Genomic DNA, 2,726 nt, shown 5'->3' with positions numbered 1-2,726 from the left:
GTGATCGTCTTCTCTCTGCTCAACCCCAACTGGTCGGTCGCCTTAACGACGACGTCGAACGAGCGTTGCGCTTCGAAGTCGATATTGGCCCCATCTTTCACGACCACGATCCACTCGTCGCCGACGTGCTCGATGCCGAAGCGACCGCCGCCGTCCTGCAGGGCCCCGTTGCGGTGGACGAATTCGTAGGTGAAGACGTCGCCGATATCCGGGTCCACGGCTTCCAGGACGCCGACCAGCGTGCCGCCGGCGCTGTTCTCGTTCACGTCGCTGGTGGACATCACGATGTCCGTCGGCTCGTGATGGAGAATGTTCGTGACCGTCACCGTGATCTCACCGGTCGCGGTCGCATTTGCGGCTCCCGAACCGTCGTCGGCGATGATCGCGTATGTGTAAGCCGTATGCTCGTCCACCTCGCCAACGCGAACGTTCGTCACGACCACATTGTCGACGATCCGGAACTTGCCATCGGCACTGACCAATCCATGCGACCCGGCCAGGGCATCTGCAAAAGTGTAGGTGATGGCTTCGTTATCGCTGTCGCGTGCAGCGAGCACCATCAGAATCTGATTGTCGGAGGTCCCTTCGTTCACTGTGGCCAGTCCGGACGGTGGCGGCGGTGGCGCGTCGTTGACGGGCGGGACGATGTTCTTCACCGTGATCGTCACATCGCCAGTCGACGTCGCGTTCGGGGCACCGGATCCATCGTTCGCCACGATCGAATATGTGAATGTCCTGTCCTCGTTCTCTTCGCCGAGGGGACCGCTGGTCACAATCGTATTGCCGACGATTTTGAACTTGCCATCCGCGCTGACCAAGCCGTTGGATCCGGCCAAGGCATTGGCGAACGTGTACGTGATCACCTGGTCTTCGCCGTCACGCGCCGCAAGGTACAGCAGCGTCTGATTGTCCGACACGCCTTCGTTGACGGTCACCGAACCCGAGGGAACGGTCGGCGCCTGGTTGGCGGGCGCGACGTTCTTGACGGTGATGGTGACGTTGCCGGTGCTCGTCGCGTTCCCTGTGYCGGAACCGTCGTTCGCCACGACCGAATAGGTGAACGGCGTATCTGCGGTCACATCCGCGACCTTGCCGTTGGTCATGATCGTATGGCCGACGATCTTGAACTTGCCGTCGGCACTGATCAGACCATTCGACCCGGCCAGCGCGTTTGCGAATGTGTAACCGATTGTCTGATTGTCCGCGTCCCTCTCGGCAAGGGTGAGAACCGTCTGATCGACCGCCGTGCCTTCGTCGACGTCGACCGCTCCCGCGGGAATCGTCGGGGCTTTATTGATGTTCTTGACGGTGATCGTGACGTTGCCCGTGGCGGTAGCGTTTGCCGTCCCCGATCCATCGTTGGCGACAATCGCGTAGATGAGCGACGTATCCGCCGTCACATCCGCGATCGTGCCGTTGGTCACGATCGTGTTGCCGACGATCTTGAACTTGCCGTCCGCGCTGATCAGGCCGTTGGAGCCGGCCTGCGCGTTCGCAAACGTATAACCAACGGTCTGGTTGTCGCCGTCTTTGTCCGGGAGAGTCAGGACAGTCTGGTTGTCTGCTGCGCCCTCGTTGACGTTGGCCGTCCCTGACGGTGTCGCCGGCGCTTGGTTGGCGGGAACATTTTTGACCGTGATGGTGACATTGCCCGTCGCGGTCGCGTTCGCGGCGCCGGAGCCGTCATTCGCCACGATCGAGTAGTTGATCGGCGTGTCTGACGTCACATCCGCGACCGTGCCGTTCGTCACGATCGTATTGCCGACGATCTTGAACCGGCCGTCCGCGCTGATCAGACCGTTCGAGCCTGCCTGCGCGTTCGCAAAGGTGTAGCTGATAGTCTGGTCGTCGGCATCCTTGGCCGCGAGCGTCAGCACAGTCAGGTTGTTGCCGGCGCCTTCATTGACGTTGGCCGTTCCCGACGGCGTCGTCGGGGCCTTGTTCACGTTCTTGACCGTGATGGTGACATTGCCCGTCGCGGTCGCGTTCGCGGCGCCGGAGCCGTCATTCGCCACGATCGAGTAGTTGATCGGCGTGTCTGACGTCACATCCGCGACCGTGCCGTTCGTCACGATTGTATTGCCGACGATCTTGAACCGGCCGTCCGCGCTGATCAGACCGTTCGAGCCCGCTTGGGCGTTCGTGAAAGTGTAACCGATGATCTGGCCGTCATCATCGCGGTCGTCGAGAGTGAGAACAGTCTGGTTGTCCGCCGCGCCCTCGTTGACGTTGGCCGTCCCTGAAGGCGTCGTCGGCGCCTGGTTCACCGGGACAACATTCTTGACCGTAATCGTGACGTTACCGGTCGAAGTCGCGTTCGCAGTCCCGGAACCGTCATTCGCAATGATGGAATACGTGATCGGCGTATCCGACGTCACATCCGCGACCGTGCCGTTCGTCACGATCGTGTTGTTGACGATCTTGAACTTGCCGTCCGCACTGATCAGGCCACCCGATCCGGCCTGGGGGTTCGCAAACGCGTAGCTGATGGTCTGGTTGTCGCCATCCTTGGCGGCAAGCGTCATGACCGTCTGGCCGTTGCCTGTGCCTTCAGTGACATTCGCGGAGCCCGAGGGCGTCGTCGGGGCCTTGTTGACGTTCTTTACCGTGATCGTGACATTGCCTGTTGCGGTCGCGTTGGCCGCTCCCGAACCGTCGTTTGCGACGATCGAATAGGTGATCGGCGTATCCGACGTGACATCCGCGACAGTACCGTTCGTCACGAT

At 61.2% G+C, this 2,726-nt stretch carries 1 protein-coding gene; it reads right to left on the bottom strand.

Annotated elements, in window-relative coordinates; genetic code table 11:
• A partial coding sequence (locus tag AC1DT3_RS17380; protein ID WP_477466487.1) for a cadherin repeat domain-containing protein occupies positions 1-2,726 on the bottom strand: 2,726 nt, incomplete at both ends.

This window comes from Microvirga sp. P4_G7 (assembly GCF_056401005.1).
This window is presented reverse-complemented; position numbering and strand designations above follow the sequence as displayed.